The organism is Pontibacter sp. JAM-7, from assembly GCF_048548695.2.
In the GTDB taxonomy this organism is placed as follows: domain Bacteria; phylum Pseudomonadota; class Gammaproteobacteria; order Pseudomonadales; family Balneatricaceae; genus Neptuniibacter.
In genome coordinates, this window is record NZ_JBLYIF020000005.1 from 174,061 (window position 1) to 199,626 (window position 25,566).

Genomic DNA, 25,566 nt, shown 5'->3' on the forward strand with positions numbered 1-25,566 from the left:
GCAACTTTACTGTGCTTTGTGTTACTGAACCAGTGCTATCTGGTGCTTAGGCAGCAATTTTTTTGTTACGCCACTGATGTACCGTCAGATAGACTAATGGCACCAGAAGTAAGCTGACCAGCATGGAAAAAGACAGCCCCCATACCACTGTGATGGCCAGAGGCTGGAGCATTTCAGCCCCGTCACCCCAGCCCAACGAAAGCGGCAGCATGCCAACAACGGTAGATAGCGTGGTCATCAGGATTGGGCGTAACCTCAGGCGGGCGGCTTCAATAATGGCGGTGTGTAAGTTGGCATGCTGCTCCCGCTCCAGCTCAATATATTCCACCAGTAAAATAGCGTTATTCACTACGATGCCAACCAGCATGATCATGCCCAGCCAAACCGGCATAGAGAGGGGGAGCTGAAGTACCTCAATACCCAGCGCAACACCGATGGCAGCAAAGGGCACGCTAATGATAATGATCATCGGGTTGAGCAGGGATTCATACTGAATTGCCATCACCACAAAAACCAGAAATAACGCTAACAACAGCAGCATGTCGGCTAATTCCTGTTGTTGTTGCAACGCTTCGCGTGAGCCCCCGTCATACAGGGCATAACCCTCTGGTAGTGAGATGTTGTCGCGTAGCGCGTCCAGTGATTGTAATGCCTCACCCAGGGTGAAGTTTTCTTTCAGGCTGGCGCTTAGCTCGACAATACGCATCTGGTTATCGCGCTTTATGGTGGCGGGGGTTTCCAGCAAACGGATTTTGGCCACGGTGCCTAGATATACCGGTTGGCGCTGGTCGGTGCCGGGAAATAGAATAATGGACTCCAGATCCTGCGGACTGGTCATGGTGCTCTGGGCCAGTCGTACGCGTATGTCATAGGCACGATCACCGTCGATGTAGTCACTGATGACCTGACCCTCGAGTGCGATTTTTGCGGCCTGGGCCAGATCCTGCATGTTCAGCCCTAACTGGACTGCACGTTGCCGATCCAGAGTAATGGAGATCTCCAGTTGCTCATCTTCTGCCGAGTGGGTGATGTTACTTAACGAGGCTAGGGCGCGCATCTGGCTGGCCAGCTCATTGGCAAGCTGTTTGAGGATTTGCGGATCATTACCCTGCAGGCGAAGACTAATATCATCATCGCCACGGTTGGTGCGAATACCACGGATGCCGCGCTGTGACATCCTGATTTTAAAGCCGGCCAGTTGCAGGTCTGTGATCATCTGTTGAGTGCGTTGCATCCATTGACCGCTACTGACTGAACGTTCACTCAGAGGCTTCAACTGTACAGTGATGGTTGATCGGCTTGGGGTTTCGCGTTGGGTGCGGCCAAATATCGAGCCGCCTACCAGAGTGAAGACCGACTCAGTTTCCGGCTGCTCAGAAAACAGTGCTTCGATCATGCTGGTTTTCTGATCCATCTCCTCTAATGAGATACCAATATCAGCAGACACTATGACCCGGATTTGACCGTCATCCAATGTGGGCAAAAATATCTGCTTACCGCTTAGAAAAACCGGCGCACTAAAGCCCAGGCCCATAACAAACAGCAGCATGATCAGCCAGCGCACAGATAACAATCTGGCGATGGCAGCGGCGTACAGGTTTTGTAACCATTCTATGCTGCTATCTACCCCGCGCCGCAAACGGCTGCTGCTGATCTGATCTACCCGCGAGGCGTAGGCGGGTACCAGCGTTAGGGCAATAATCATTGAGGCAAAGATGGCGGAGGAGATCGTAAAAATCAGTTCGCGAAACAGGAGTCCGGTTAGGCCGCCAATAAACAAGAAGGGTAGTACCGCTGACAGGTTGGTCGAGGTGGCTGCAACGATGGCTCCATTGACTTCGGATGCGGCTTGGATGGCACCTGCTTCAGCGGCTTCACGTTTACGCTGATGTCGATAGATGTTTTCCAGCATAACGATGGTGTTATCCACCAGCATCCCTATACCGAGAGCCAGCCCACCCAGTGTCATAACGTTGAGGGTTAGGCCACCTAAACCCATGAGTACACAGGTAAACATAATGGCGATGGGGATCGCGCTGCCGATGATCAGGGTGCGTCTTAGGTTACCAAGAAACAGGTAGACCACTGACATTGCCAATAAGGCACCACTGATAGCCGCCAAGCTGGCATTTTTCAACGATTGCAGAATATAAACTGACTGGTCAGCGACCACGGTTGCGGTGATATCCTCAGGCAGCACGCCCTGACTGTTGAGCCAGTCAATCCGTTCTTTAACGACTTGCACTACCGCTGTGGTATTGGCGGTTGGCTGTTTCTGGATTGAGAGTTTGATGCCCGCAACACCATCAGCCCGTACTTTAATACGCTCATCTTCATTGCTATCGATGACCTCAGCTACGTCAGTTAGCAGCACAGTATTGCCGTCATAACGCGCCACGGGTAGTTGGCGTATATCGTCAATGGAGGTGAGCCGGCCGCTGATGCGACCAGTGATTTCGTGGGCTGGCATCTGCAACCGGCCAATTGGCTCGTCGCTATTGGAGGTTTGCAGGGCCTCTATGACATCGTTATAACTAATGCCCACGCCAGCCAGTCGCTGCTGGTCGGGTATGATCTGAATCTCGCGCAACTGCCCGCCACCCACTTCTGCTGCGGCGACGCCTGGAAGATTGAGAAACCATTTGCTGAAAGTATCATCCACCCAGGTGCGCAGTTCGGTACTGTTGCGCAGGGGTGAACTGATCACAAATTCCAGAACCGGAATTTGTGACGGGTCCAGTTTATAGATGACGGGCGGATCGATGCTGTCAGGTAGAAAGCGTTTGGCCCGGTCCAGCCGGGTACTGGCATCCCGTAGAGCGATATCGATATCTTTACCGTAATTGAATGCCAGATCGACGGTGGACAAGCCGCGATTTGTACTTGATTGAACGCTAATAGCATCTTCGGTAATGGCCAGTTGTTCCTCTAACTGGCGTGTGACTTGATCTTCCATCACTGAAGCCGGGACACCGCTATCGATAATCCGCACCCGGATTTCAGGATAGATAATGTGCGGCAACAGATCGATGGCCAGTCGGCTGAGGGCAAAAAAACCCAGCACAATCACCGCCAGAGCAATCATGCTTACGCCAACCGGGTGGCGAATTGACCAGGCCGCCAGGCCGCCGCTGCGAAATTTCACTGACGGTTACCCGCCGCATTTAACAGGCTGACGTTGAGGCCATTACGTAATCCGGTGAAACCACGAATAACGACGTATTCCCCTGTGCTCAGACCTGACAGTATTTCAATGCTGTCACCGATGCGTAAGCCAGATCTGACCGGACGAGTTTCTATGCTGTTATCAGCGTTCACCAAATAGACAAACTCACCTTCGCTGGCGCGTCTGAGGCCGACAAAAGGGATCAGCAGTCGGCTGGCTTTTTCTGTCTGCAACGTGATGCGTGCCAACTGTCCCGGGCGGGCACCGTCCGGCACTGGATTGAGTGCGATCTCCACGGTGCCGGTGCGTGTGAGTGGATTCAGATTAGGATGAATGCGCGTGATACTGGCGCTGAGTGGTACAGCTGAACTATCAAGGCCAGACAGTGCGTCGATGGTCATAGTGACTGGGTCGCCGATGTGCAACTTGTTTAGCAGTAGCTCTGATACCTGCACTTCAGTGATGAGTTTGCTTTGATCAGACACCGTGAGTAAATGGGTGTAACGCTCGGCGATATTACCTGGTTCCGTCAGCCTGGCGCTGATGACGCCATTGATTGGTGACTGCATCTGTGTGTATTCCAGTCGCGTGTTGATGATCTGTTCATCCGCTCTGAGCACAGCCAGGTCAGTTTCGGCGCGGGTTAAATCGGTTTCAGCCGCCAGTTTGCGTTTCGCCAGACCTCGAATCCGCATCAGGTCTTTTTCCGCTTTGCGCCGTTCCGCAGTGATTCGGTTACGTTCAGCATTTAGTAAACGATCATCCAGCCGTGCCACCAGTTGGCCGGACTTAACCTGATCCCCCTCATAAAAGGGCAGGGCAGTAATGCGGCCCTCTTCCTGATTAAAAATTTGAATCTCGCGGAAGGCACGCAAAGAACCTGTGCGTTCTCGACGCACGGCAATGTTAATTTGGCTGGCAGAGACAACTTCAACCAGGTGAGGTGAGGCTGCTTTTTTGCCCGGCGCCGGCGCCTCTGAGCAGCCGACAATCAGCAGGCACAGGGTGACTGCTGTAAACAATACTAAGCGCATCAGTATTAACCTTGAGTTTCCGTGGCACCGGTAAGGGAATATGCATCGATTTTAGGTAGCCGTTGCGGTCAAGTCCAGCGGCGTGAGAATGCAACATGCAGGCGGCAACAGCGTTAATCAAGGCTGCTATCTGCCTTGCCACTGTTAGATTGTCATCTTTGCCAGGGATAATAGTCGTAGGCGTGACCACGGTAAGATAGCCGAAAAGGGGCTGTGATTGCGCTTGGGTGAGCGTGTTCGGTGGCAAAATTTTTTTGTTTTCAGATCGTGTTAAGCCGTGTTGATAATTCGTATTGTGTGCAGAAATAAACCTAAAAATTAATATGTTATCTGATATAGTCGATTGGAATCGGGGCGTCTAAACAGTGTGTGTGCAGTAGGTTAGTCTCTACCGAAATCAATAAGGTTTGGTCGGGTTTCGCATCTACCTGGGATGCTTAAGCAGCCAGCAGGATATATCGGTGGGCAACTGACTGCCCAGGGCGTGATCGTCTATATTTTCAGTATCACGTGACGGTGCTAGCCACCGGGCCTTCAACCGGCAAAGGAATGATCTATGCAACAGTCAACTGAGCAGATAAGTCTTGCCGATAACCAGCAGTTGGGTCAGGCATTGGTTCAGGCTGGCTGCCTTTCCGGAGGAGACTTGAACCGGGTAATGCAGATGGATGAGCTGAAACAGCAACGCTCCTCACTGTCTGGTTTGCTGGTTCGGCTGGGGTTGGTGTCAGAAAATAACATGGCTGAGCAACTCACCCGCTTGCTGCAGTTGCCAAGAGTCGAACCCAAAGACTTTCCACCGGCGGCGGTATTGCCTGAATCTCTTTCTTACCGTTTCCTCAAAGATACGCATGTTTTGCCGCTTAATTTGAATGATCAGACTTTGGTGCTGGCCATGTCTGATCCTCAGGATCAATTTGCCGTCGATGCGGTGGAACTTGCCACCGGTTATCAGATAGAGCGTCGTGTCGCACTGGGTTCCGATTTGGAAAATGCGATTGAGAAACTCTATGGTCAGGGTAAGAGCCAGATGGGTAATATCCTGGCGGGTGTCGATTCTGTTGAGGATATTGAAGATGAAGAGGACATCGAGCACCTGAAGGATATGGCCAGCGAGGCCCCCGTTATCAGGCTGGTCAATCTGATTTTGCAGCGCGCAGTTGAGTCACGTGCATCAGATATTCATATCGAACCTTTTGAAGACTGTCTCAAAGTGCGTTATCGCATTGATGGTGTGTTGCAGGAGGGTGAAGCGCCCCCTGTGAAAATGTCCCCTGCGGTGATCTCTCGAATTAAGATCATGTCACGTTTGAATATTGCCGAACGCCGTTTGCCTCAGGATGGCCGCATAGAGTTGCGACTGCAGGGTAAGGACCTTGATGTGCGTGTATCTACCGTGCCTACCATGCATGGTGAGAGTGTCGTCATGCGTTTGCTGGACAGGGAGACAGTGAGCCTGGACTTTGGCTCGCTGGGTTTGGATGACGACATTCTGCAAAAACTTTACACCGTGTTGAGCATCCCCCATGGCATGCTGGTGGTAACTGGGCCCACAGGTAGTGGTAAAACCACGACGTTGTATACCGCGCTGAGCAAACTGAATACGGAACAGAGCAAACTGATTACGGTGGAAGATCCGGTTGAATACCAGCTGCCGGGTATTAATCAGATTCAGGTTAAACCGTCCATTGGTTTAAGCTTTGCCGGAGCACTGCGTGCCATTGTGCGGCAAGACCCTGATGTCATTATGGTGGGGGAAATGCGCGACCTTGAAACGGCCCGTATCTGTGTCCAGTCAGCACTGACCGGTCATATTGTGTTATCTACCCTGCATACCAATGATGCGGCCAGTAGTGTGACACGACTACTGGAAATGGGTGTTGAAGATTATTTGCTGACTTCTACGCTGAATGCCGCGATAGGCCAGCGCCTGGTTCGCCGTTTGTGTCCCCATTGCCGCGAACCTTACACACCACTACCTGAAATTATCGACGAAATGGGCCTGGCTAAACTGGCTGGTGATCAGCCCATTACTCTGTACAGTCCAAAGGGTTGTGAACATTGCGGAGGCAGTGGTTATCGTGGCCGGTTGGCGATCATCGAGTTGCTGGTAATGAATGACAACATAAGGCGTTTGGTCATGAGCCGCGCGGATTCCGGCACCCTGTTTAATGCTGCCCGGGAAGCCGGTATGCGCACCATGTATGAAGATGGTTGCCTCAAGGCGTTACAGGGCTTAACCAGCATCGAAGACGTGATTCGCGTCACTCAGGAGAGTTAAGATGCCGGTCTTTCACTATCAGGCGGTCACATCTTCCGGCGAAGCCCGTGCTGGTCAGCTTGAAGGCGCTGACCAGCATGCAGTGGTAGCGCAGCTTCAGTCTCAGGGATTGATTCCGTTATCGGTAGAGAGTGGCATTCGTGGTTTCAGCCTGCAGCAACTGTTGCAGATGAAAGTGGGTGGCCGCCAAGGTTTGAGTGAAGCAAAATTGTTGGGTTTTACCCGTCAGTTAGCTGCACTGATGCAGGCCGGCATCGCGTTGGATCGGGCGCTACAGATTATGCACCGGGTGACCGATGATCATGAGCTACGCGAGGTGATCAGCCCGATCCAGGAAGGTGTGCGCCGCGGCCAATCCTTATCTGTGGTTCTGGAAGAGCAAAATGCGGGTTTCACTAATTTTTATATCAGCATGGTCCAGGCCGCAGAAGTATCCGGTGATCTGGGGCAGGGGCTAACAACTCTCGCCAGCTATATGGAGCGCAGCAAAATATTACGGGACCAGGTGATGTCGGCGCTGATCTATCCGATTATCCTGCTGCTGGTATCAGCCATTTCACTGCTGATTATTCTCACCTATGTGGTGCCTCAGTTTGAACAGTTGTTCTCTGATATGGGGCGGGCATTACCCCTCTCCACCCAGGTGGTGATCGGCGTGGCACAGTTCCTCCAGAATTATTTACCGATGATCTTAGTCATCATGTTGGCGTTGTTTGTTTATTGCCGCTACTTGCTAACTCAGCCGTCAATACGTCTGTCCTGGGATCGCCGGAAACTCAGTCTTCCCCTGTTTGGCAGTTTGATACAACGCCTGGAAACTGCGCGCTTTACCCGCAGCCTGGGAACGCTGGTCAAGGGTGGCGTGCCGTTATTACGTGCGCTAAGTATTGCTCAGGAAACGCTGTCAAACCGCCGCTTGATTGAAGCTGTCAGTGGGGCTACCAACAGTCTTAAAGAGGGGCGTCATTTGGCGGCACCGTTACTGGCGACCGGCGCTTTCCCTGCACTGGCTATTCAGATGATGCAGGTGGGCGAAGAAACCGGGCAGCTGGAAGAGATGCTGCTAAAGGTTGCCGATGTATTTGATCAAGAAGTGGCGACAGCGATTCAGCGTATGCTGGCGATTCTAACCCCGGCACTGATTGTCACCTTAGGGGTTGTGATCGCGGGTATCATCATGTCGATTTTGGTAGCCATTATGAGTATTAACCAAATTCCTATTTGATTCGGAGTTGTTATGACACAGGAATATGTCGCAGAAAAAACCGTGCGCCATCATTACAAAACGGGTGGCTTTACCCTACTTGAAATATTGGTGGTACTGGTCATTCTGGGTTTGCTTGCCAGTCTGGTAGGGCCTCAGGTATTTAAGCAGTTATCGAGCTCGAAAACTAAAACTGCGGAGCTGCAAATAGAAGAACTGTCATCAGCATTAGATCTTTATCGCCTGGAAGTGGGTAGCTATCCCTCCACGGCTCAAGGATTGAATGCCCTGATTGAACAGCCAGCTTCGGTTGATAGCTGGAACGGCCCTTACCTGAAGAAAAAAGTCATTCGCGATGATCCCTGGGGTAATGCTTATCTTTACAAATTTCCGGGAGACAACGGTGAGTTTGATTTGTACTCACTTGGCGCGGATAAACAGGCTGGCGGAGAAGGTGAGAATCGAGATGTTGCCAGTTGGGAATAAAACCTAATGGCCGGGGCGGACGGTATAACCAAGCCTTCAGCGCAGGGCTTTACCTTGCTGGAGCTGTTGGTGGTACTGGTTATTGCCAGCCTGGGAATGACTTTAATGGTGCCACAGTTCTCGAATTTGATTCCCGGGGCTGAGCTGCGAGGGGAAACCCGAAAAATAGCTGCCATGCTGCGCCATGCGCGCAGTGTGGCAATTGCCCAGGGTCAGGCAGTCAGTTTTAGTCAAGACCCAGAGACGGGCGAATATGCGTTATCGTTTCAGGCTGCCGCCTATCAGCCTCCCGAGCGAATTCAGCTGACAGTGGCAGCGAATATGCCAGGTGCAGCCACAGGCCAGATTCTGTTCTACCCGGATGGGAGTTCAAGCGGAGGCGCGGTTAAATTGCAATCAGGCACTCGTCAGGGCGAGGTGATGATTGACTGGCTAACAGGCCGGGTAACCAGCGATGATTAAGGTGAGCCCGTTAGCCCGATTAATGGCCAAAGCACAGCCTAAAAAGCTGCAATCGGGTTTTACACTGCTGGAAGTCTTAGTGGCGTTTATGATTTTGGCCATGTCGCTGGGCGTGATTATGCACATTTTTTCGTTGTCGCTAAAAACGTCGCATAGCGCATCGCAACAGCAGATGGGTATGCAACTGGCACAGTCAAAGATGGCTGAGCTGCTGGCCGAACCCCGTCTTTCTCCTGGCGTACAGCAGGGTGAATTCAGTGAACAGTGGCAGTGGCGTGCCGAGATTGAGGCGTGGCGGTTTCCGGATCAGGATCGGGTCACTGAGTACCGTTATCAACCCTACCGCATTCGGGTTGAGGTTGAACGAGGTGATGGTCGCACGGCACCGCTGGTACTCAGCACCTTGTTTCTGGTTGACGAGTCAGCCTTATGAACATGGATCGGCGGCGTGGTTTTACTCTGGTTGAGATGCTGGTGGCATTGTTACTACTGAGCCTCTTATCGGTGGTGATTGGTAGTGGTTTATATCTGGGTTTACGCAGTTGGCAGGGTATTGACCAGCATCAGCAGCAGGCGGGTGATGCATACTTGGTTCAGCACGCATTACGTCGTCTGTTGGGTGCGACCACCCGTTCTGTTGTGCAGGACGAAGACCGTGGTCGACAGCTGGCATTCCACGGTAATGCAGAGGAACTGCTTTGGGTGGCACCGCTACAGCAGTATGACCAAGGCGACTCATTAAGCTGGTTGTGGTTGGGTTATCTGGATACCGGTGAGGAGGATATGCCTGCGGGATTGTATCTTGCCCATGCCGCCTTTAATGGGCTGGCTGATCAGGATGTGAATCAGCAGTCAGGTTTGACCAGCGGCAACCTTGATTGGAACCAACTGCGGTTTCAACTGACGCAGGATGCCCGCAAAACCTTGTTAATGGCAGGCAGTTTTGCAGATTTTAGGCTGGAATACCTGCGTGTAGAGCAGGATGAACCGCCTCGCTGGGAACAAGAATGGCAGTACGAAGACAGTTTGCCAGCATTGATAAGTGTGCACTTTCAGGACGGAGATAGAGCGCCCTGGCCGATCCTGAAAGTGCGCCCTAAGGCGGATGCATATGTTGTTAAACGTGACCGCTAAGCCTGACATGATGCGTGGTATGGCTCTGGTGATGGTGCTGTGGTTTTTGGTGTTGCTATCAGTCATCGCCTTGTATCTGGCGGATGTGACGCGCAGTGAAGCCAAGTTAACCCTTAATTTGCGTGCCGCCTCCCAGGCCAATTACGCAGCTGAAGCAGGTATGCAGTGGGCGATCTGGAATTTATCTCTGGCGCCGGAACAGGCTTGGCTGGCAGATGGTGATTGGCATGAGATGGCACTTGAAGAACACCTGGATGTTTATGTCTCGGTACAGGATGAAAACGGCAAGTTTGATCTCAATACGATCACCCCGGAGCTGCTGCAACGTTTATTACTGGCTGCAGATCTGGAGGAAAGCTACAGCAGTATGCTTGTTGACAGAATTCTGGACTGGCGAGACAAGGATGACCTGAAGCGGCTGAATGGCGCTGAAGATGAAGACTATCTTGCTGCCGGACTTGATTATGAATCAAAGGATGATCGTTTCTCTACGGTGGCAGAGTTACAAAAAGTGTTAGGTATGGAAATCGACGTTTATCATCGCATAGCACCGGCTTTGAGTGTGCATGCCCGCAACCAGGGCATAAACCCGCTGGTGGCGCCTAAACTGGTACTGATGTCGCTGCCGGGAGCGACAGAGGCGTTGGTGGATCAATATATTACGCAACGCCGTAGTAACCGTGAAAACGGATTGCCAGAACCTACGGTTCCGGTCACGGATGCACGCTTGATTCCCACCTCTACATTGGGGGTCTACTACACTGTCAAAACAGAGGGTAGATTAATCCCACACGCTCAGGTGGGGCTAAAGGTGCTGTTACAACGCAGTGGTCGGGGGGCAGAATCCTATTTTCGTGTCGCGGAAATTTCGGAACAACGCTCGGAGATCAGGCAACGTTGTAGTGCAGAGCCATGCTCAGAGGATGAATAACCCACATGGATAAAACGCAGAGCCAAGTAAAGCCCAGCATGATTTCGGTGATTCGCGGATGCCGTGAACACCTGTATCAGCTGTGGCATTGGTGGAAAGCTGAATTGATCGATATGCTGCCGGAATCATTTAGTGCTCGACTGCAAAGTCGAGGTCGCTATCTGCTGGCAGAGTTGCATGATAGTGCGTGCAGTATCCGTTATGGCAATCGTGGTGATTTGGCCATGCTGGGGCAGTTTGAGCTGGCGCAGTTGTCATCAGAAGAGTGGCGGCGCAGGTTTGCCGAAGAAGCGGGCAAAGCGGACGAAACCATTCTGTTACTCCCGGCTAATTTTTTATTGGTTCGTGATATTAGCTTACCGCTGGCGACAGCAGGTAATCTGCACAATGTGCTCAGTTTCGAGATGGATCGCTATACGCCTTTCAGCGCAGATCAGGTGTATTATGGCTATCGCATTTTGAGTCGTGACCTGAAATCGCAAGCCCTACTGGTACGTCTCTGCTTAATTACTCGTCAGCGCCTTGACCCGCTACTGAATCTTTTTTCTGCACTGGGTATGTCGCCTACGGTTGTTGCTCCAGCGGCAGATGCCAGTAGTGCACTTTACAGCATGAACCTGTTACCTAAATCATTGCAGGGTGTTCGTTCCGGCCGGCAGCAATTTATGGCGCGTAGCCGTAGTGTATTAATCTTGCTGGTGCTGGCAATGCTGTTGTTTTTGCCGCTGAAATATCAGGCGCAAAAAATAGCCGAACTGCAGGCGGGTATCGAACAGCCACGGGAATTGGCAGAGCAGGCACGCACCGTCAATGCCGAGATTGAAGCGTTGCTTAAAAGTCAGGGATTCCTGGAGCGTAAAAAAGCGGCCAAAGTGTCCAGTCTTTTGCTGTTAAATGATCTGACCGATGTACTGCCGGACCATACCTGGATTAGCAACGTGCAAATGGATGGCTCCAGTCTTCGCTTGCAGGGCGAGTCCAGAGAGGCTTCTGCGCTTATTGGCTTGCTCGATGCAACCCAATACTTAACCAATGTGCGCTTCGCATCTCCGGTCACTCTGAATGCGCGAACCAGTAAAGAACGGTTTGCCATCAATGCCGATCTGATCAAGGAGCAGCCATGATGCAACTGACCCAGAATCAGAGACGTATCGCGGCACTTCTGTTGCTCGCGTTGGTTGTCGCAGTACTGTACCAGTTAGTACTGGGACCCCTGTTAAATAGATACCTTGAAAACAGTGACCAGATTGACCGTTTGCAGCACCAGTTGGCGGTATATCAACGGGTGGCAGGTGATCTCGACAGCCAACAGGAAAAACTCAGGCAACTTAAAGCCAGTAATCCGACGGTGGGCATGTATCTGACTGAAACCCGACCTACGCTGGCGGCTGCAGAATTACAGCAGATACTTAACCGGTTGCTCACTCGTGGCGGTGGTCAGCTTGTGAGTACCCAAATTATTACCAGCCCAACCACTGATGCGCTGCCAGCCGTGGCAATCAAAGTACGATTACGTTGTGAGATAGATGAGTTGGTGCAACTGCTATATAGCCTGGAAACGCATCGGCCAGTGATGTTTGTGGAAAACTTGTTGTTAACCTCCACCGCGCAAAACGCGAGTCAGCGGGCGCGTGTCACGCGACGGACTGCAAGGCTCAGCCGTAGCATCGAATTACCCTCACTGGATCTCCGCTTTGATTTGGTGGCTTATACCGTGAAGGGAGGTACCTAAGATGTTACCTATCAGAGCTTTGGTATCGCTTCCGTATTTCCTGACGGCCTGCTTAACCGGTTGGTTAGCCATGTCGCCATTATGGGCGGCAGAACCGGAAGTCGACTCGGTGCCCACAGAATTACCCGACAACCAGGAAGAGCTGAAAGACGGGTTACCCCCCTTGGAGGCTTTCGAAGGCATGGTGGAACGTCCTTTATTTCATGCTACCCGACGACCTAAGGCGGTTCAGGAGGAGGCCAGTGGCAGTGATGCTGAACTGCTTGAAACATGGAAATTGACTGGGGTTGTGTTCGATGATGCCGGTGATCCGGTGGCACTGTTCAAACAACGTAATGGCGAGGAACGCCGCAGATTGACTCAGGGGATGCCCTTGGATTCAGGCTGGGATGTGGCGCTTATAGCTGTCAATCACGTGGTTGTTGGCAATGATGATGAGGAAGTGCGGTTTGATCTGTGGGAGCCACGACCAGTCGTACCGGTAGAACCACCAAAAAACCGGCGTCAAATTGTAAGGGAAGCGCCTGATGAGAAGCTTGATGAACAGGAAAATCAACCCGACAGTCGCAGTACGGGAGATAAACAATAATGAAAACTAAAAAAGTAGTGCAGGCTTCAGGCTTGCTGATCAGCACGATGCTGATCGCCTCCTGTATGACCTCTCCGGGAGGTGGGCGAGCAACGCTGGACAATCCATGGAATAGCCCTGAGGACGAAATACAGGTTACCAGCACACCCGCCGGGGCAACTACGGTAACGAATCGGTCAGGCACTGCGACGCGGTTTCAGAACCAGTCCAGTACTGGGGCCAATCAGAGCGCACCCGAAGCAGAAATTTATGAATCTTCGGGTGTCATGGTTGACCTGAAGAGCCCGACCTTAAAACCGGTTGCCGACGCAGAAGGCGAAATTACGCTGAATTTTCAGGGCGCCGAAATCTCGGAAGTGATTAAAACGGTGCTTGGCGATATTTTGCAGGCCAACTACGTCATGGATGAACAGGTGCGGGGTACGGTGAACCTGCAAACCAGCCGACCCCTGACCCGGGATGAACTGATACCTGCATTAGAAACATTGCTGCATATCAACGGCGCGGTATTACTCAAGACCGATAACTTCTACGAAGTCTTGCCAGCTGACAGTGCGTTAAACGGTGTTACCCCCGGTGCTGGCTTAACGCCTGGCAGTGGCTACCAGTTGCTGATACTGCCACTGCGTTATATCGCGTCTAGCGAGATGATGAAAATTTTAGAACCGCTGAAACCAAAGCAGGGGCTGATGGAGACCGATAGTCGACGCAACCTGTTGATGGTCGCAGGCACCTCATCTGAGCTGGTAAATATTCGGGAAACTGTACGTATTTTCGATGTTGATCAGTTACAGGGGATGTCGGTTGGCTTATTCCGGCTGCAATCAGCTGAAGCCGAAGTGATGATTGAAGAGCTGGATGCCATCTTTGGTGACAAGGTCGATGGACCACTGGCGGGCCTGGTAAGGTTTGTCCCCATTGAACGACTCAATGCCATTTTGGTGATTACTCCCCAGAAAAAATATTTGCGTGATGCCCGTGTCTGGATCAAGCGACTGGATCGTTCACAGAATGTCCGTGGTAAAAACATGTACGTTTATTACGTCCAGAACGGTAAGGCAGAAAACCTTGCCGGTATGCTGGGTGAGCTGTTCAGCGGTACGTCGGACAATGCCGAGCGGGGCGATCGTAGTCGTCGCACCCGTAGCAACACTAGCAGTGCCCCTGACAGTGATTCGCGTCAGGAACAGTCACAGGAGCCGGTTCAGGCCGTCAGAACCAGCCCGGCAGCGAATGCTGGTGTCGACGGTTCTAACCTGGAGGTAGGCGAAGTCAGCATTATTGCTGATGAGGAAAACAACGCCTTGTTGGTCATGGCGTCGGCAAATGACTACGATAAGGTTTTACAGGCGATTCAGAAGCTGGATGTGTTGCCTTTACAGGTTCTGGTAGAAGCGACCATCGTTGAAGTCTCGCTGCAGGATGAACTGCGTTACGGCCTGCAATGGTTCTTCAAGTCCAGTCTGGATGGTGGCAGTAAATCAGCCATCGGGTCATTGGGTTCGTTACCAATAGACACGCCGAGTGATTTCTTCCCCTCGGCCAACTTTGAAATTTTTGATGCTTCCAGTACCCGGTTATTGCTCAATGCTCTGGCGCAGGATTCCCGGTTGAAAGTGGTGTCTTCACCGTCACTGATGGTGTTGGATAACCGTACTGCCAGTATTCGAGTGGGTGATCAGGTGCCGGTGCGTACATCAGAAACGACCGCGACCAGCAGTGATAATTTGAACACCACCAGTACTATTCAATTTAAGGATACGGGTGTCCTGCTGGAGGTCACACCTCGGGTGAATGCCGGTGGCATGGTGGTATTGGATATCAAACAGGAAGTAAATGATGTCGATCTGACCACCACGTCGGGTATTGACTCGCCAACTATCATTCAACGCCAGATAGAAACCAGTGTCGCCGTGCAGAGCGGTGAAACCCTGGTACTGGGTGGCCTGATTAAGGAAAACCGTGACCGCAGCTCGCAAGGCCTGCCGGGTCTGCGGCATGTGCCGGTACTGGGTTGGTTGTTTGGCAGTGAAGGTAAAAACATTAATCGAACTGAGCTGGTAGTTATGATTACGCCAACTGCCGTCACCTCTCAGGAAGAGGCTCGAGATGTTACCCGTGAATATCAACAGAAATTACGCGATATCAATTTTGACGCATCGAGCAAGCATTAACACTAGGGGATAATGCACTTCTTTCCGTACCCAGCGGAACCGTTTTTTCGGTTCCGCTTTTTTTTGCCTGTTTCATCAGCTTTACAGCTTGCCCAGACACTGCGCTGGACATGGTTGAACGGCTGCCCGTTATTCTTCATGATTCTAAATCGTTAACATATTCAATAGCTTATTATTCATTACAACGCTGTTGTGGTCCCTCGTGCTGAGGTTGTTGTGCGGCTTAGGCGGTATCTATTGAACGGCTTGGTAAGCCAGTGTTAACAGTCCTTGATAGTTTTCCGCCAGAAAACTGGCTGTCTTTATTTAATCTGCTTTGAAAACAAGCATGTACATAAATGGTATGTAAATTGCCATCACCCCTTTAATGACACCCCTGTGCAGGTATGGGCTAGGCATCGGGGTGCCTGAATGACGGCATGTCAGGGTTCAGCACAGATGTTGCGCGGATACATTACCCGCACCACCGGCGCTGAAAGTAGTGATAAAGGAGGCCCGGCACTTAAGGTTAAGTGTCAGGGTGCAGGAGGTGGATCATGCAACGGATAAAAGTTTGTACGTGGCTCCAGGTTGGGCTGTTAAGCAGCTTGCTCAGCCTGGGGTTGCCAGCCTGGTCAGTAGGGGTAGATGAAGAGGGCCTATTTGAGCTGGATGGTAACGCACTGGAGTCTGGTAGTCCCGGTGATGATTGGGAAACGCTTTATTTAAACCCCGCATCAGGGGCGCAGGAGGTGTTCACATTTGCCACTGAACCAGATAATTACACTGTGTTTGATGGCGGTAAAAAAGATATTCAGGACATTACCCAGTGGAGCTGGGGTAAGTATGGTAACGGCCCGGATAAAAACGATATCACCAATGCTTATGCAGCCGCATATAATAATCCCGGTGGTGAGTTGATCGTCTACTTTGGCGCAGACCGTATCACCAATGAGGGGGATGCCTTCTTTGGCTGGTGGTTCTTTGTCAATGAAGTCGGACTGGATCCAGACCCGGGTGATCCGGCTGATCCTGATCCAAGTGGTGGGGATTTTATCGGTTCACACACTTCTGTGGTGTGGACTGACGACAGTCCCGCCAACGGCAGATTGGATGCGGGTGAAATTATCACCGCCGGTGACCTGTTAACTGTGGTTGAGTTTCCTCAGGCCAACAATGCGGTTCCTTACGTTGAAATCGTGATGTGGGATAACAGTTGCTCTAAAGCAACCAGTAATAACCCAGTAGAGGGTGAATGCGCGGCTAAAAATCTGCGTTTGCTATACAAACGCGCCGCCATGGACAGCGGTGGTACCGGTGTTGTGTGTGGTACTGAGCCCAATCTGCCGGTGTGTGCCATCACCAATGCAGAGGGTGGCCCTAATGACCCAACTGATGCGCCTTGGCCTTATATAGCTAAAGACGGCACTGACGGTATGTTCCCTTACGAAACCTTTTTTGAAGGGGGCATCAACCTGAGCCAATTGCTGGGCACTGAAAGCTGTTTTGCCAGCTTTATGGCAGAAACCCGAAGCTCTCGTTCGTTCACAGCGACGCTGAAAGACTTTGTTTTGGGCTCTTTCCCATTATGTGGATTCGAGATCTCCAAATCATGTGAAGCTGATCTGAATGCAACAGATGATGTTGCGACCATCTCTTTCTCAGGTGAAGTGGAAAATACCGGCGTGTCTTCGCTGGAAGTCGACCTGGAAGACATTACTGCAGGTGGTAACGGCACCTTTACTGCATTCTGCATTGATGATGGTGATGACGAGTGCGGTGGCGCAGGCGATACACCGGTAACCAATACTGGCACAGCCACAGTGGCGACCATTATTGTGCCTGGCGGTACTAACGTGCGCTATGAAGGTTATTACACAGTTAATAATCCGGATCTTACTGATCTGAACTTCTCGGATGAAGTCCAGGCAACCGCCTACTCTCTGGTGGGCACGCCCATTGGCGATCCAAAATCGGATACAGCAAACTGCTTTGCGCCGAATCCGACCATCGATGTCACCAAAAACTGTGATGCTTCACTGACTGGCGGTGATACCTTCCAGGGTATTTTGTCAGGCCTGATTACCAATACGGGTAATGTCACATTGGAAGATATCACGCTGATTGATATTGCCACTGATGGTAGCGGTCTGGTACCTGCCAGCTTTGATGCCTGGTATGACGATGGTGATGGTATCAAAGAAGTCGGTGAGGCCAGTTTCACCTTGGGTGTTGATGATTTGGTTGTGGATGGACAGGTAGGTTATAGCGGTACTGTGACCAGTAACGCAGTTACCAGCCATTCGGATCAGGTCACTGCCAGCGGTGATTATTATGCGGGTGGTCAGGTGGAAGAGACTGCTTCGGATATTGCTACCGCGAGTTGTTCTTTGATTCTGTCTCAGGACATTGATTTGACCAAAGCCTGTAAAGATGGAGCTGATGATGGTGTATCACTGTTCATTACTGCCACTAATGAAGTGGCTGTACGTATTACGAATGAAATCGTGGTAACCAACCCAGCTACTGCTGATCCAGATCGGGAAAATCTGAATATCCTGTTGACCGATACTAAAGCGGACTCACTGACAATTATCTCGAAACCACTGGGTTCTGACGTGGCTTGCGGTGCGACAAACTGTACCGGTGTCATGAAAGTGGGTGATGTTGTCAAAGTCAAAGCAACCTATGTACCGAGCAGCATTGATGCAGGCTCATTGGTTGCTCAGGAAACAGCAACCTTCTCTAATACAGCCAATGTGGCTGCAACCGGTGTCTTGTCAGGATCCCCTGTTTCTGACAACGATACTGCCGATTGTACGCTCTGTAACTGATCCACCATCATTGCAGTGCGACACTCAAACGGGGCTGAATTTCAGCCCCGTTTCTCATGTAGTGTACTGGTTGTTATCAACTCATCCGGCGTTCCAGACCGGCCTCCGCCATGATGCGCGTTGAGATCTCTTCAATGGAAAAGTTGGTGGTATTGATAAACGGCACCCCCAGCTTTTTGAACAGCCGCTCGACTTCACGTACCTCAAAATCACACTGATCCAGTGAAGCATAACGACTGTTTGATCGGCGTTCATGGCGGATTGCTGCCAGTTGAAACGGGTCGATGGTGAGGCCATAGAGTTTGTGACGATGCTCTGCCAGTGATTCAGGCAACCGGCCAAACTCCAGATCGTCTTCTGTCAGCGGGTAGTTCGCAGCGCGGATGCCAAATTGCATTGCCATGTAGAGGCAGGTTGGCGTTTTGCCGCAGCGAGAAACGCCAACCAGAATAATATCGGCCTGGTCATACTGCCTGATGCGCGCGCCATCATCGTTATCGATGGCAAAGTTGACAGAGTCGATACGGGCTTTGTATTTATGTCGTTCGACGATGGCGTGAGACTTACCCACCGAGTAATTTGAGCGGGCATCCAGCTCTTGCTCCAGCGGTTTTAAAAAGCTGGAGAAAACGTCAATTTTGAAGGCATCTGCTTCAGAAATTCGGCTACGGATGGCTTCGTCAACAATGGTGTCAAAAATCAGTGGTCGTTCAGCATCACGTTGAGCTGCGGCATTGATTTGTTGAATTACCTTTTCTGCTTTGTCCAGGGTATCGACATAGGGCAGGGTGATCTGCTCAAATTCAATCCCATCAAACTGCGCAAGCAGACTGTGGCCCAGAGTTTCTGAGGTAATACCGGTACCGTCGGAAATAAAAAATGCAGTCCGTTTCATCTTTGTTACATTTATATGGGATATAGTAGGGCACTGAGAAATATGTGCTTTATTTGGCTCACTATAACAAATTGCACTGCCAAATACGCAGATTTGCGCAGTGTAAACACTGGTTCAGAGTAGGAGAGAGACCTTTGCAGAGTTACGTATTACGCCTTGATCAGGTTGGCATGAATGACGTTGACAAGGTTGGTGGTAAAAATGCGTCCCTCGGGGAGATGATTCAGGAGCTGAGTGGTGCCGGTGTTCAGGTGCCCAATGGTTTTGCTACCACAGCAGAGGCGTTTCGTGACTTTCTGCAGCATAGTAGCTTGGAACAACGTATTCATGATGCCCTGAGTCAGCTCGATACCAACGATATTCAGGCGCTGACGGAAACGGGTAAGCAGGTGCGCAACTGGATTCTGCAAGCTGAGTTTCAGCCAGAGCTGGACCAGGCAATCACCAACGCCTGGCAAGAGCTGGCCGCGGGTAATGAAGAGCTTGCCGTTGCTGTGCGTTCGTCGGCGACCGCTGAAGACCTGCCGGATGCATCCTTTGCCGGCCAGCAAGAAACCTTTCTTAATATTCGTGGTCTGGCCGCAGTCAAGCATGCCATTCGTGAGGTATTTGCTTCTCTCTATAATGACCGTGCTATCAGTTACCGCGTGCACCACGGCTTTGCGCACAGCGAAGTGGCGCTTTCGGCAGGTATCCAGCGTATGGTGCGCAGCGAAACCGGCGCTTCCGGTGTCATGTTTACCCTGGATACTGAATCCGGTTTTAACCATGTGGTGTTTATTACCGCTGCTTATGGATTAGGTGAAACCGTGGTGCAGGGCGCCGTTAACCCGGATGAATTTTACGTTTATAAGCCGACCCTGAAACAGGGGGCACCGGCCATTATCCGCCGTACGCTGGGCGCTAAAGCGATCAAGATGGTCTATGCCGATCAGGCTGAAGGCAGTAATCCGGTTGAAACCGTGCAGGTCAGCCAGGCAGAGCGGCAGCAATTCTCGATTGATGACACTGATGTTCAGCAGCTTGCTCGTATTGCCGTCGAAATAGAGAAACATTACGGCCGCCCGATGGACATCGAGTGGGCCAAAGATGGCGACACTGGTGAATTGTTGGTGGTTCAGGCGCGTCCGGAAACAGTTAAAAGTCGCAGTAGCCAGACTGTCATCGAACGTTATCTGTTAAAAGAAACCAGTAACGTGCTGGCGGAAGGGCGCTCGATTGGCCACCGTATTGGTTCTGGTGCGGTCAGGGTGGTGCATGATCTGACGGAAATGGATCTATTGCAGCCGGGCGAAGTGCTGGTGACGGATATGACCGATCCTGATTGGGAGCCAGTGATGAAGCGCGCCGCTGCCATTGTGACAAATCGGGGGGGACGTACCTGTCATGCGGCTATTATTGCCCGCGAGCTTGGTATTCCAGCGATCGTCGGTTGTGGTGATGTCACCGATCGCTTGCGTGAAGGTCAGCTGGTGACAGTATCCTGTGCTGAAGGTGATACCGGGAAAGTATACGAAGGAAAACTGGATTTTGAACATCAGTCTAGCTGCGTTAAATCCATGCCATCACTGCCGTTCGATATCATGATGAATGTGGGTAATCCTGATCGGGCGTTTGATTTTCAAGCTCTGCCGAATGCCGGGGTTGGTCTGGCCCGTTTGGAATTTATCATCAACCGTATGATCGGCATCCACCCGAAAGCACTACTGAATTACGATACTCAACCACCGGCGCTGCAACAGACAATTCAGCGACGTACCTCCGGTTATGCCAGCCCGGTGGACTTCTACGTTGACCGCTTAGTAGAGGGGATTTCCACTCTGGCTGCAGCCTTCTATCCGAAGAAGGTGATTGTGCGCATGTCAGATTTTAAATCCAACGAATACAGCCACCTGATTGGTGGCGATGCGTTTGAGCCAGTAGAAGAGAACCCCATGCTGGGTTTCCGCGGAGCGGCACGCTATATCTCTGAGAGTTTCCGAGACTGTTTTGAACTTGAATGCCGTGCGTTGAAACGGGTGCGGGATGAGATGCACCTGACCAATGTCGAGGTCATGGTGCCGTTTGTGCGCACCCCGGGCGAAGCGCGGCAGGTGGTTGAGCTGCTGGCGGCGCATGGTCTGAAACGGGGCGAGAATGGCCTGCGGGTCATCATGATGTGCGAAATTCCATCCAATGCCTTGTTGGCGGATCAGTTCCTGGAATACTTTGATGGCTTCTCTATCGGTTCCAATGACCTGACTCAGCTCACTCTGGGCCTTGACCGTGATTCCGGGGTCATCGCGCATCTGTTTGATGAACGCAACGAAGCTGTACTGAAACTGCTGTCCATGGCAATCAGTGCCTGTCGGGCGCAGGGCAAATATGTCGGCATTTGTGGCCAGGGGCCTTCAGATCATCCGGATCTGGCGCGCTGGTTGATGGAGCAGGGCATTAATAGCGTGTCACTGAATCCTGACTCGGTGTTGGATACCTGGTTCTTCCTGGCTAACGACGAGCCCTGATTGGTTGTCATCAGATACGTTCGACAAAGGTTGGCAGGGTTTGTTGCTGCAAACTGAGTAATAGGTTTTGCAGCATGGCTTCTGCCGCCGGGCTGAGCGCTCGTCCACGGCGACTGATTAGATAAATTTGCCGATAAAACTCTGGCTCCAGGGGGCTGAATACCAGGCCACTGAAGCCTCGGGTATTGGCTGCCAGCGCAGGTAACAGGCAGATTCCCATATCCCGCCTGATTAGCTCCGCCATGGCGGCCGGGCTGGACACCTCTATTTGCGTTAGTTGCAGGTTCTGGTCGGGATATAGGCTCTGTAATTCGCTGCGGATGCCGCTGTCAGTGGTCAGTTGCAGTTGCGGCAGGGCGGCAATTTGTTCCCAGCTCAGTGTTGCCTTGGTAGCTAGGTCATGTGTGTTGGGCAGTACAACACCATAGCGATCTTGCAGCAGTGGCTGGTAACTCAGGTCTGGATGATTGGAGTGGTTACCGCCGATGCCAAAATCGACACTGTTATCCAATACCCGTAGTTCAATACCGCCAGCGTTTTCATCCCTGAGCTGCAGGTGAATGTTAGGGTATTGTTGGTGGTAATTGTGCACCACGTCGGGCATCAGGCAGGTAATAACCGAAGGCGAGGCGGCAATGCCAACCTGACCACGCTGGCGTGATGATATCGCCTGCAGGTCATTCAGCGCGGTATCAAAATCAGATAACAGCTTCTCTGCCACCGGCAAAAACTGCTCGCCTTCACGGGTCAGCATTACCCTGCGGGTGGTGCGGTCAAAGAGTGTCAGCGCGACCTGTTGCTCCAGCTGCTGAATCGTCGCGGTCAGGGTCGACTGCGTCAGGTGCAGGTCATCTGCAGCTCGGGTGAAACTGCCGCAGGCAGCAATGGCAGAGAAGGCGCGTAGATGGCGGATTGAGATATTATTCGACATTATCAATTAATTTATAGAATTTTATCGTTTGATTGATAAATAACAATTCTGCATCATTGCTCGCAGACTGACAATTCCGGTGCGCCGGACCCAAAGAGGATGTTTGCCATGATCCCGCGGCTGTCACAGGTTGAAACCACCGAAGCCCTGTACCTCAATTTTATCGACGAACTCAACAGCGCTGGCTTTGCCGGTGATATGAACGCCGATTATGCCAACCGGATAGTGTTGTCCACGGATAACAGTATCTATCAGATGCTGCCACAGGCCGTACTTTATCCGCGTCATGCAGAAGACCTGACTCTGATCGCAGCGCTGGCGGATGAGTCGCGCTTTGTGGATGTGAAAATGAGTGCCCGCGGTGGCGGTACCGGCACTAACGGTCAGTCGCTGACCGATGGTCTGATTGTTGATGTATCAAAGCACATGCACAAGGTGCTTGAAATTAATGCTGAAGAGCGTTGGGTGCGGGTTGAGGCGGGTGTGGTAAAGGACCAGCTGAACCGGGCGTTGCAGCCTTATGGCTTATTTTTCGCCCCTGAACTGTCCACCAGTAACCGGGCGACCATCGGCGGCATGATCAATACCGATGCCAGCGGTCAGGGATCTGTGTTGTATGGTAAAACCCGCGACCATGTCTTAGAGCTGCATACGGTACTACTGGGTGGGGACTTGTGGCACTCAAAGCCGATCAGTGATGATGAGCTGAACGCACTTAAGCAGCAGTCGGGCCGGGTCGGTGAGATCCATAGCGTTCTGGACCAGATTTTCACTGATAAAAAAGAGCTGATTGATGCGCGCTTTCCTAAATTAAACCGCTGCCTGACCGGCTATGATCTGGCGCATATCCGGGATGATGAAGGGTGTTTCAACCTTAATAACATTCTCTGTGGTGCTGAGGGGTCTCTGGGCTTTATTGCGGAAGCTAAGCTGAATGTCCTGCCGATTCCGAAGCATGCCGCACTGGTCAATATTAAGTACGACAGCTTTGAGGCTTCCCTGCGTGATGCCAAGGATTTGATGAGTTGGCAGCCTACCTCCATCGAAACCATCGACTCCAAGGTCCTGAATTTGGCGATGGGCGATATTGTCTGGGAAACCGTTAGCCAATACTTCCCACAACAAGCGGATGAGCCCGAAATCCAGGGCATCAACCTGGTGGAATATACCGATGATGATCCCGAGGCACTACGCCAGCGGGTTGAGCGTCTGGCGCAGCATTTGCAATCGGTCGCCGGTGAGGTTGGCAAAAGTTTTGGCTATTCGGTCGTATATGGTGCGGCAGAGATTAATAAAGTCTGGACCATGCGTAAAAAAGCGGTTGGCCTGCTGGGTAACGCTAAGGGTGAAGAGCGGCCGATTCCATTTGTCGAGGATACAGCGGTCCCGCCTGAGCACCTGGCAGACTTTATTATGGAGTTTCGCAAGGTTCTGGATGACCGCAATCTGGCCTATGGCATGTTTGGCCATGTCGATGCTGGTGTGCTGCATGTACGCCCGGCAATTGATATGAAAGATAAAGCCCAGGAACATTTGATTCGAGAGATAACGGATCAGGTGGTTGCCCTGACGCAGAAATATCATGGCCTGCTGTGGGGCGAACACGGCAAAGGGGTGCGATCAGAATATGCACCTGAGTTTTTTGGCGAACTCTATCCAGAGTTGCAACGCGTCAAGGCGGCCTTTGACCCACGTAACCAGTTTAACCCGGGTAAGATTGCTGCGCCGGCCATTGAAGGTGCCGAGCTGCTTAAGATTGACCAGGTGGCAACCCGTGGCCAGTATGATCGCCAGATCAATGTTGACACACGTAACACCTATGATTCGGCAATGTTCTGTAATGGTAATGGTGCCTGTTTCAACTATGACCCCAATGATGCCATGTGCCCATCCTGGAAGGGCACCCGTCAGCGTATTAACTCCCCCAAGGGGCGTTCATCCCTGATCCGTGAATGGCTACGCCTGATGGAGCAGAAGGGCAGTAATCTGGCACTGGAAAGTGAGCGTGCCAAGCGTGGTTTTGGTTTGAGCCGCCTGCCACAACGGATTAAAAACACCCTGAAAAAACGCCAGGGTGAATATGACTTTTCCCATGAAGTACATGAATCGATGATGGCATGTCTGGCGTGTAAATCCTGTGCCGGTCAATGTCCGATTAAAGTCAATGTGCCGGATTTCCGCTCCCGTTTTCTGGAACTGTATTACAGTCGTTACCTGCGTCCGGCCAAGGATTATTTGGTGGGCAGCCTGGAATACATGATTCCTGTTATGGCGCGGTTTCCCGCCCCTTATAATTGGCTGATGAGTCAGCCGTTGCTGAAAGGTGTATTTAAACGTCAGGTTGGCATGGTCGATAGCCCGTTAATCTGTCGCAATACCCTGGTCTCCGGTTTACGGGCGCGGGGGATCGATTTTGCTACGCCGGCAGTGATGAAACAGCTGACCGAAGTTGAGCGCGAAAACGGGGTGATTTTAGTCCAGGATGCGTTCACCAGTTATTTTGAAACTCAGCTGGTGCTGGACCTGGCTGACTTGCTCACCGGTCTGGGTTTCCATGTGTTGGTCGCGCCTTTCAAACCGAATGGCAAACCTCTGCATGTGCATGGCTTTATGGCAGCCTTTAACCGGGCGGCAAACAGTAATGCCGCGTTGTTGAAAAAACTTGAAGGCAGTGGCATCCCCCTGGTGGGCATTGACCCGTCAATGACCCTGACTTACCGTCAGGAGTATGCGACCACTGTAGCGGAAGATGGCTTGCCTGCGGTCCAGCTCCTACAGGAGTGGCTGATACAACATTTGGATCGCTTGTCGGGTTTCAGTCAGGCTTCAGCCTCTGCTGCGAGTGATTTCAAATTGCTGGCGCACTGCACCGAGAAAACCACGGCGGCTGCGTCTATCCGGCAGTGGCAACAGGTGTTTGAAGCTGCCGGTCTGAACCTGAGTGTGGAGGCGGTAGGGTGCTGCGGTATGTCTGGTACCTACGGTCATGAAACGGCGAACCTTGAAACATCCCGCCGGATCTATGATTTGAGCTGGGGTCCACTGGTGAGCGATGCCGCGGTCCGTCCGCAGTTGGTTGCAACCGGGTACTCCTGCCGTAGTCAGGTCAAGCGTCTGGATCAACAGCAGATTCCGCATCCATTGCAGGCATTGCTGGCGCAACTGCGTCACAGTAAAACACTTAACGGATAATATTTAATCTATGAACCCCTGGATCAGGGTGTTTGCTC

General features: G+C 51.8%; 18 protein-coding genes. 14 read left to right on the top strand and 4 right to left on the bottom strand.

The window, feature by feature from the left end:
- Window positions 1–46: 46 nt before the first annotated feature.
- Both ACFVYJ_RS08645 and ACFVYJ_RS08650 read right to left on the bottom strand, forming a co-directional pair.
- Window positions 47–3,145: an efflux RND transporter permease subunit gene (locus tag ACFVYJ_RS08645; protein ID WP_419415077.1), complete on the bottom strand. Its 3,099-nt coding sequence runs from the start codon at window positions 3,143–3,145 to the stop codon at window positions 47–49.
- A complete protein-coding gene (locus ACFVYJ_RS08650) occupies window positions 3,142–4,200 on the bottom strand; it encodes an efflux RND transporter periplasmic adaptor subunit (protein ID WP_419415076.1) in 1,059 nt (352 codons plus the stop codon). Before ACFVYJ_RS08650 ends, ACFVYJ_RS08645 begins: the two co-directional genes overlap by 4 nt.
- A gap of 556 nt (window positions 4,201–4,756) precedes the next feature.
- On the opposite strand from ACFVYJ_RS08650, the gene gspE reads away from it, so the two are divergent.
- From gspE to ACFVYJ_RS08710, 12 genes are all read left to right on the top strand, one after another.
- Window positions 4,757–6,481 (top strand): type II secretion system ATPase GspE, encoded by a 1,725-nt coding sequence (gene gspE, locus ACFVYJ_RS08655; protein ID WP_419415075.1) that lies wholly within the window; start codon window positions 4,757–4,759, stop codon window positions 6,479–6,481.
- 1 nt (window position 6,482) lies between these two features.
- A complete protein-coding gene (locus tag ACFVYJ_RS08660; protein WP_419415074.1) occupies window positions 6,483–7,706 on the top strand; it encodes a type II secretion system F family protein in 1,224 nt (407 codons plus the stop codon).
- Between the two features lie 12 nt (window positions 7,707–7,718).
- Window positions 7,719–8,171 (top strand): type II secretion system major pseudopilin GspG, encoded by a 453-nt coding sequence (gspG, locus tag ACFVYJ_RS08665; protein WP_419415073.1) that lies wholly within the window; start codon window positions 7,719–7,721, stop codon window positions 8,169–8,171.
- A 6-nt stretch (window positions 8,172–8,177) separates the two neighbouring features.
- Entirely contained in the window at window positions 8,178–8,633 is a 456-nt protein-coding gene (locus ACFVYJ_RS08670; protein ID WP_419415072.1) for a GspH/FimT family pseudopilin, read from the top strand.
- Window positions 8,626–9,066: a type IV pilus modification PilV family protein gene (locus tag ACFVYJ_RS08675; RefSeq protein WP_419415071.1), complete on the top strand. Its 441-nt coding sequence runs from the start codon at window positions 8,626–8,628 to the stop codon at window positions 9,064–9,066. The genes ACFVYJ_RS08670 and ACFVYJ_RS08675 overlap by 8 nt, the downstream gene beginning before the upstream one ends.
- Window positions 9,063–9,767 carry a prepilin-type N-terminal cleavage/methylation domain-containing protein gene (locus ACFVYJ_RS08680; RefSeq protein WP_419415070.1) on the top strand — a complete coding sequence of 235 codons (705 nt, stop codon included), beginning with the start codon at window positions 9,063–9,065 and terminating at the stop codon, window positions 9,765–9,767. The genes ACFVYJ_RS08675 and ACFVYJ_RS08680 overlap by 4 nt, the downstream gene beginning before the upstream one ends.
- Window positions 9,745–10,698 carry a type II secretion system minor pseudopilin gene (locus ACFVYJ_RS08685; RefSeq protein ID WP_419415069.1) on the top strand — a complete coding sequence of 318 codons (954 nt, stop codon included), beginning with the start codon at window positions 9,745–9,747 and terminating at the stop codon, window positions 10,696–10,698. Before ACFVYJ_RS08680 ends, ACFVYJ_RS08685 begins: the two co-directional genes overlap by 23 nt.
- A gap of 5 nt (window positions 10,699–10,703) precedes the next feature.
- On the top strand, window positions 10,704–11,822 hold the full coding sequence (locus ACFVYJ_RS08690) for a PilN domain-containing protein (protein WP_419415068.1): 1,119 nt from the start codon (window positions 10,704–10,706) through the stop codon (window positions 11,820–11,822).
- A complete protein-coding gene (gspM, locus tag ACFVYJ_RS08695) occupies window positions 11,819–12,430 on the top strand; it encodes a type II secretion system protein GspM (RefSeq protein ID WP_419415067.1) in 612 nt (203 codons plus the stop codon). Before ACFVYJ_RS08690 ends, gspM begins: the two co-directional genes overlap by 4 nt.
- 1 nt (window position 12,431) lies before the next feature.
- Window positions 12,432–13,019, top strand: a complete 588-nt coding sequence (locus tag ACFVYJ_RS08700) for a hypothetical protein (RefSeq protein WP_419415066.1) — start codon at window positions 12,432–12,434, stop codon at window positions 13,017–13,019.
- Window positions 13,019–15,193, top strand: coding sequence for a type II secretion system secretin GspD (gspD, locus tag ACFVYJ_RS08705; RefSeq protein ID WP_419415065.1), 2,175 nt, complete (start codon window positions 13,019–13,021; stop codon window positions 15,191–15,193). Before ACFVYJ_RS08700 ends, gspD begins: the two co-directional genes overlap by 1 nt.
- Window positions 15,194–15,729: 536 nt before the next feature.
- The gene (locus ACFVYJ_RS08710; protein WP_419415064.1) at window positions 15,730–18,006 is read left to right on the top strand and encodes a hypothetical protein; all 2,277 of its coding nucleotides are present in this window, start codon (window positions 15,730–15,732) and stop codon (window positions 18,004–18,006) included.
- Between the two features lie 76 nt (window positions 18,007–18,082).
- On the opposite strand, the gene ppsR is transcribed toward ACFVYJ_RS08710, so the two are convergent.
- On the bottom strand, window positions 18,083–18,901 hold the full coding sequence (gene ppsR, locus ACFVYJ_RS08715; protein WP_419415063.1) for a posphoenolpyruvate synthetase regulatory kinase/phosphorylase PpsR: 819 nt from the start codon (window positions 18,899–18,901) through the stop codon (window positions 18,083–18,085).
- A 134-nt stretch (window positions 18,902–19,035) separates the two neighbouring features.
- On the opposite strand from ppsR, the gene ppsA reads away from it, so the two are divergent.
- Entirely contained in the window at window positions 19,036–21,405 is a 2,370-nt protein-coding gene (gene ppsA, locus ACFVYJ_RS08720) for a phosphoenolpyruvate synthase (RefSeq protein ID WP_419415062.1), read from the top strand.
- Between the two features lie 10 nt (window positions 21,406–21,415).
- On the opposite strand, the gene ACFVYJ_RS08725 is transcribed toward ppsA, so the two are convergent.
- Entirely contained in the window at window positions 21,416–22,336 is a 921-nt protein-coding gene (locus ACFVYJ_RS08725) for a LysR family transcriptional regulator (protein ID WP_419415061.1), read from the bottom strand.
- 108 nt (window positions 22,337–22,444) lie between these two features.
- Between ACFVYJ_RS08725 and ydiJ the strand changes: the two genes are divergently transcribed.
- Entirely contained in the window at window positions 22,445–25,528 is a 3,084-nt protein-coding gene (gene ydiJ, locus ACFVYJ_RS08730; RefSeq protein WP_463255163.1) for a D-2-hydroxyglutarate dehydrogenase YdiJ, read from the top strand.
- Window positions 25,529–25,566: the final 38 nt, after the last annotated feature.

Bases quoted from the DNA above. Each gene is read 5' to 3' on its own strand.
- ACFVYJ_RS08675 (WP_419415071.1), top strand. From the start codon at position 8,626: ATGATTAAGGTGAGCCCGTTAGCCCGATTAATGGCCAAAGCACAGCCT.
- gspD (WP_419415065.1), top strand. From the start codon at position 13,019: ATGAAAACTAAAAAAGTAGTGCAGGCTTCAGGCTTGCTGATCAGCACG.
- ACFVYJ_RS08685 (WP_419415069.1), top strand. From the start codon at position 9,745: ATGTTGTTAAACGTGACCGCTAAGCCTGACATGATGCGTGGTATGGCT.
- ACFVYJ_RS08710 (WP_419415064.1), top strand. From the start codon at position 15,730: ATGCAACGGATAAAAGTTTGTACGTGGCTCCAGGTTGGGCTGTTAAGC.
- ACFVYJ_RS08650 (WP_419415076.1), bottom strand. From the start codon at position 4,200: ATGCGCTTAGTATTGTTTACAGCAGTCACCCTGTGCCTGCTGATTGTC.
- ACFVYJ_RS08670 (WP_419415072.1), top strand. From the start codon at position 8,178: ATGGCCGGGGCGGACGGTATAACCAAGCCTTCAGCGCAGGGCTTTACC.
- ppsR (WP_419415063.1), bottom strand. From the start codon at position 18,901: ATGAAACGGACTGCATTTTTTATTTCCGACGGTACCGGTATTACCTCA.
- ACFVYJ_RS08725 (WP_419415061.1), bottom strand. From the start codon at position 22,336: ATGTCGAATAATATCTCAATCCGCCATCTACGCGCCTTCTCTGCCATT.
- ACFVYJ_RS08700 (WP_419415066.1), top strand. From the start codon at position 12,432: ATGTTACCTATCAGAGCTTTGGTATCGCTTCCGTATTTCCTGACGGCC.
- ydiJ (WP_463255163.1), top strand. From the start codon at position 22,445: ATGATCCCGCGGCTGTCACAGGTTGAAACCACCGAAGCCCTGTACCTC.
- gspE (WP_419415075.1), top strand. From the start codon at position 4,757: ATGCAACAGTCAACTGAGCAGATAAGTCTTGCCGATAACCAGCAGTTG.
- ACFVYJ_RS08680 (WP_419415070.1), top strand. From the start codon at position 9,063: ATGAACATGGATCGGCGGCGTGGTTTTACTCTGGTTGAGATGCTGGTG.
- gspM (WP_419415067.1), top strand. From the start codon at position 11,819: ATGATGCAACTGACCCAGAATCAGAGACGTATCGCGGCACTTCTGTTG.
- ACFVYJ_RS08660 (WP_419415074.1), top strand. From the start codon at position 6,483: ATGCCGGTCTTTCACTATCAGGCGGTCACATCTTCCGGCGAAGCCCGT.
- ACFVYJ_RS08690 (WP_419415068.1), top strand. From the start codon at position 10,704: ATGGATAAAACGCAGAGCCAAGTAAAGCCCAGCATGATTTCGGTGATT.
- gspG (WP_419415073.1), top strand. From the start codon at position 7,719: ATGACACAGGAATATGTCGCAGAAAAAACCGTGCGCCATCATTACAAA.